Origin of the sequence: Nocardia farcinica, assembly GCF_029867845.1 — a bacterium.
GTDB lineage: Bacteria > Actinomycetota > Actinomycetes > Mycobacteriales > Mycobacteriaceae > Nocardia > Nocardia farcinica_A.
The window spans coordinates 1-4,660 of the sequence record NZ_JARWRU010001041.1; the positions used below are offsets into that span (position 1 = coordinate 1).

General features: G+C 66.0%; 5 protein-coding genes and 1 pseudogene. All 6 read left to right on the forward strand.

Annotated features, from left to right (window positions below; genetic code table 11):
* Window positions 1-237 (forward strand): annotated as a pseudogene (locus tag QH283_RS23035) (hypothetical protein); the annotation flags it as partial.
* Window positions 213-821, forward strand: coding sequence for a hypothetical protein (locus QH283_RS23040; RefSeq protein ID WP_147296494.1), 609 nt, complete (start codon window positions 213-215; stop codon window positions 819-821). The pseudogene QH283_RS23035 and the gene QH283_RS23040, both read left to right, overlap by 25 nt.
* Window positions 818-1,375 carry a hypothetical protein gene (locus tag QH283_RS23045; RefSeq protein ID WP_086845888.1) on the forward strand — a complete coding sequence of 186 codons (558 nt, stop codon included), beginning with the start codon at window positions 818-820 and terminating at the stop codon, window positions 1,373-1,375. The genes QH283_RS23040 and QH283_RS23045 overlap by 4 nt, the downstream gene beginning before the upstream one ends.
* 39 nt (window positions 1,376-1,414) lie before the next feature.
* A complete protein-coding gene (locus QH283_RS23050; protein WP_086845891.1) occupies window positions 1,415-2,404 on the forward strand; it encodes an ABC transporter ATP-binding protein in 990 nt (329 codons plus the stop codon).
* A gap of 258 nt (window positions 2,405-2,662) precedes the next feature.
* Window positions 2,663-3,457 carry an enoyl-CoA hydratase-related protein gene (locus QH283_RS23055; protein WP_040795749.1) on the forward strand — a complete coding sequence of 265 codons (795 nt, stop codon included), beginning with the start codon at window positions 2,663-2,665 and terminating at the stop codon, window positions 3,455-3,457.
* Between the two features lie 189 nt (window positions 3,458-3,646).
* Entirely contained in the window at window positions 3,647-4,546 is a 900-nt protein-coding gene (locus QH283_RS23060; RefSeq protein ID WP_280505034.1) for an SDR family oxidoreductase, read from the forward strand.
* Window positions 4,547-4,660: the final 114 nt, after the last annotated feature.

Below are 4,660 nucleotides of genomic sequence, written 5' to 3' on the forward strand. Positions count from 1 at the left end.
TTGCTGGCCCGGCGGGGCCCGCAGCCGGTACCGATCGCGCCGCCCACGCCGGACCCCCAGCAGCCGCCTCCAGCCGAGCCGGCGTCGGCATTCGAACCCCTGTTCACAGCACCTTACGAACCGATCACCGGACGCTTCCACACCGCCGACGGCGCCGCCTACACCGTCCACACCCTGGCCCCGTCCGGCGCCGCGAACCCGAAGGAGCCCGCATGGCACGCACTGTTTCTGAAGTAGAGGCCGACGACGGCCCGGACACCGCTGCGGCCGAAGTCCCTGGCGTCGTGGATGATTCGGCACAGCAAGCAGGCGTCGACGGCGCCGAAGCGCCCGGTCGACGGCCCGCGGTCCCGGCCGCACTCCTGGCGTGTCTGGTCGTCACCATCGTCGCCGCGATCGTCGGCGGTATCGCGGGAGTCCGGGTACATGCCGCCCAGCAGGACGCCGACCGGGACGCCGCCGTCATCGCCGCCACCCGGAAGGTGGTGGCCGACCTCGTCAGCCTTCGGCACGATACCGCAGCCGCCGATGTCCAGCGGATCGCCGAGGGCACGACCGGCACATTCCGGGACCAGTTCACCGGAACCGGCGCGACCTTCACCACCGTGTTGGAACAAGGAAAGGTCGAATCCACCGGTCACGCCGAGGAAGTCGCGCTGCTCGACGTCGACGACACGAAGGCCACCACCCTGGCCGCGGTGGTCTCGACAGTGAAGAACACGGAAGCTCCGGAAGGACAACCGCGGGTCTACCGCATGAAGGTGACGCTGGAATCGTCCTCCGGAACCTGGCTCGTCTCGAACGTGGAGTTCGTCTCATGACCTACCGCACCCTGCTCACCCTCCCGGAACGCCTCTGGCGGCGCTTCTCCGGAGCCGTGCACACCTGGACGCCCCAGCAGGTCCGCCTTCGGCTCCCGGCCGCGACACTGCTGGCCGCAGCCACCGCGGCCACTGCCGGATGGACCGTCGTCACCCTGACGAACGAGACAGCGGTCACGCAAGCGGGACAGGAAGCCCTCGAAACCGCACGCCGCACCATCCCCGCACTCCTGACATACGACCACACCACTGTCGAGGAACAACTCCCCGCGCACTACGACGCTCTGACCGGAAACTTCCGGGACGAGTTCCGCACGCTCGCCGAGGAACAGATCATCCCGACCGCGAAGGATCGGCACACCGTCACCACCGCGCAGATCGTGGAATCGGGCCTGGTTCTCGCGACACCAGAGCACGTCACCGTTCTGATGTTCGTCAACCAGACGACCACCAACTCCGAATCGCCGGACCCGCGACTCGACGGCAGCCGCATCCGGGTGCATTTGATCAACGAGCCCGCAGGATGGCAGATCTCGGGTATCGAGCCCATCTGACCTCCGCACCGACCGACCTTCACCGATGAGGACCACATCATGGGCATCGCAGTCTCGGTAACCAACCTCACCAAATCCTTCGGCAGTCAGACCATTTGGCGCGACCTGACGCTCGAGCTCCCCGCAGGCGAGGTCAGCGCCCTGCTCGGCCCCTCTGGCACGGGCAAGTCGGTCTTCCTCAAGTCACTGGTCGGTCTCATCCGACCCGAAGAGGGCTCCATCGTCATCGACGGAGTCGACATCACGCGGTGCTCGCACCAGGAGCTCTACGACATCCGACAGCTGTTCGGCGTGTTGTTCCAAGACGGCGCCCTGTTCGGATCCATGGATCTCTTCGACAACGTCGCCTTCCCGCTGCGAGAGCACACCCGCAAGACGGAGTCCGAGATCCGGCGGATCGTGCTGGAAAAGCTCGAGATGACCGGTCTCACTGGAGCCGAGGCCAAGCTCCCCGGGGAGATCTCCGGCGGTATGCGAAAGCGCGCGGGCCTGGCCCGCGCACTGGTTCTCGATCCACAGATCATTCTGGTCGACGAGCCGGACTCCGGACTCGATCCGGTCCGGACCAGCTACATCAGTCAGCTCTTCCTCGACATCAATGCCCAGATCGATGCCACGTTCCTGATCGTGTCGCACAACATCAACCTGGCGCGGACCGTGCCAGACAACATCGGCATGCTCTTCCGCGGCCGGCTGGTGATGTTCGGGCCCAGGGAACTGCTGCTGACCAGCGATGAACCGGTCGTCCAGCAGTTCCTCAACGGCCGTATGCTCGGCCCTATCGGGATGTCGGAAGAGAAGGACGACGCCCGGATGGCATACGAGCAGGCGCTCGCCGATGCCGGTCATCACGTCGGCGGTGTCGAGACGATCACCGGCATCGTGCCGCAGATGACGGCCACCCCCGGCATGCCGGAACGAAAAGCCGTGCTCCGACGCAAGGACCGGCTCCGAAGCATGCTCGACACACTACCGCCCCACGCCCTGCCGAAAGATCTCGAGGATCTCATCGACCGTCCGGTCGCGTAGTTCACCGCCCACGCACCCGGTGCATGCTTCGGCAGCGGTCGTACTCGAAACTCGCCGATCTCTCGCGGCGTAACCAACCTATGCCGCAGGCCTCGAGAGTAATGGACCGCCCAGATACAGATATCGGACCCCATGGCCGGGCAGGGCAGGGCACCGGGCTGTTGATCGAAGGCCCGAGAAACGCTACTGTTATGCAAATGGTCAGTCCTAATGACCATAATCCGACAGGTTGCTCAGCGCAGGAAGGACCGAATTCCCATGGCCGAATTCACCGACATCACCTACGAGGTCGACAACGGACTGGCTTGGATCACCATCAATCGGCCGGAGCGGTACAACGCGTTCCGGGCGCAGACCGTCGACGAGCTGGTGCTCGCCTTCAAGCGGGCGTGGGCAAGTAGTGAGGTCGGCGTGGTCGCGTTGACCGGCGCGGGCGACAAGGCCTTCTGCGCCGGTGGCGACCAGAAGCAGCGCATGGAGACCGGTGACTACGGCCCGTCCGCCAGCGGCCTGTTCGAGGTCGAAGCCCTGCATCGGGTCATCCGGGACACCCCCAAGCCGGTGATCGCCGCGGTCAACGGCCTGGCCATCGGCGGCGGCCACGTGCTGCATGTGCTGTGCGACCTGACTATCGCCGCCGATACCGCGCAGTTCGGTCAGAACGGCCCGCGCGTCGGCTCGTTCGACGCCGGCCTCGGCTCCGGCTATCTCGCCCGCGTCGTCGGCGAGAAGCGCGCCCGCGAGATCTGGTTCATGCTTCGCCGCCTCTCGGCGCAGGAAGCACTGGAGTGGGGCCTGGTCAACAAGGTGGTGCCCGCCGCCGACCTGAAGGCGGAGGTCCGCGCCTGGGCCGATCAGATGCTCGATTTCTCCCCCACCGCGCTCAAGGTGCTCAAGCAGTCCATGAACACCGACACCGAGCACTTCGTCAGCATCGGCACCATGGCCTACTCGACGCTCGAGATCTTCGGCGAAACCCCCGAAGCGCGGGAAGGAATCACCGCCTTCAACGAGAAGCGTAAGCCCGACTTCTCGCCCTACCGGGGCAAGTAGGGTGCGGCACTCCTCGGAGCAGCGTGGGTTCGCGGCGGCGGTGGGCGTCTCGCTGCCCGAGGAGTACGGCGACAGCGGGGCCGATCACGTCGACGAGTGTCGCCTCCGGAAGGGGTTTGCTCTCCATCGCCGAGACCATCGGCCTGTGACCGGTTCACCGGCTTACCGCATCGAACAACGAGGTACACGATGATCCCCCACTCGACATTCTCCTCGGATCTGCTGTCCGGCAAGAGCATCCTGATCACCGGCGGTGGCACCGGCCTCGGCCGCGGGGTCGCCCGGCATCTGGTCGAGCACGGCGCGCAGGTGCACCTATGGGGCCGCCGCGCGGCAGTGCTGGCCGAAGCAGCGGAGGAAGCTTCGGGCGGACGTGCCGGAGCCGTGCACTATCACACCGTCGACGTGCGTGACTACGATAACGTCGACGAGACGATGGGCCGGATCTGGGCCGAGCACGGCCCGCTGACCGGCGTTCTCAACAACGCCGCGGCCAACTTCATCGCCCAGACCAAGGACCTGAGCCCGCGCGCCTTCTCCGCGATCACCGACACCGTGATGAACGGTTCGTTCCACACCACTCACGCCGCAGGCAAGCGCTGGATCGCCGAGGGCCTGCGCGGCAGTGTGCTGTCCACCCTCACGACCTGGGTGTGGACCGGTTCAGCCTTCGTCGTACCTTCGGCGATGGCCAAAGCGGCCGTGCACTCGATGACCATGTCACTGGCTGTCGAGTGGGCCAAGTACGGAATCCGTGTCAACGCCGTCGCCCCGGGGCCGATACCCACCGACTACGCCTGGGAGATGCTCAATCCCACCGACAAGAGTTCGGTGGGCGCCACCCAAGCCGACCAGATCCCGGCCGGGCGCACCGGAACCATCGAGGAACTGGCCAATCTCACCATGTTCCTGCTCTCGGACGCGTGCGATTATCTGACCGGCCAGACCATCGCCATGGACGGCGGCCAGATGCTGGCCGGACCGGGCACGTTCGCCGGACTCAACTCGCTCACCGATGCCGACTGGCAGCAGATCAAGGAAACCAGCAAGGCGGCATCCGAGGCCAGCAAGGCCCAGCGGACGGTGTGAACACGCGACCACGAAGAAGGGGGGCCGACGATTAGGTCGGGTGGGGCCCCGTTTGTGTGGCGAATTTAGGGCCCCGCAAGGTGGGTTAAGGTGGTGTTTGTGGGCGGGAGCGCG

Excerpts from the sequence above, each read along its gene's own strand:
- QH283_RS23040 (WP_147296494.1), top strand. The coding sequence starts at position 213 with ATGGCACGCACTGTTTCTGAAGTAGAGGCCGACGACGGCCCGGACACC.
- QH283_RS23045 (WP_086845888.1), top strand. The coding sequence starts at position 818 with ATGACCTACCGCACCCTGCTCACCCTCCCGGAACGCCTCTGGCGGCGC.
- QH283_RS23050 (WP_086845891.1), top strand. The coding sequence starts at position 1,415 with ATGGGCATCGCAGTCTCGGTAACCAACCTCACCAAATCCTTCGGCAGT.
- QH283_RS23055 (WP_040795749.1), top strand. The coding sequence starts at position 2,663 with ATGGCCGAATTCACCGACATCACCTACGAGGTCGACAACGGACTGGCT.
- QH283_RS23060 (WP_280505034.1), top strand. The coding sequence starts at position 3,647 with ATGATCCCCCACTCGACATTCTCCTCGGATCTGCTGTCCGGCAAGAGC.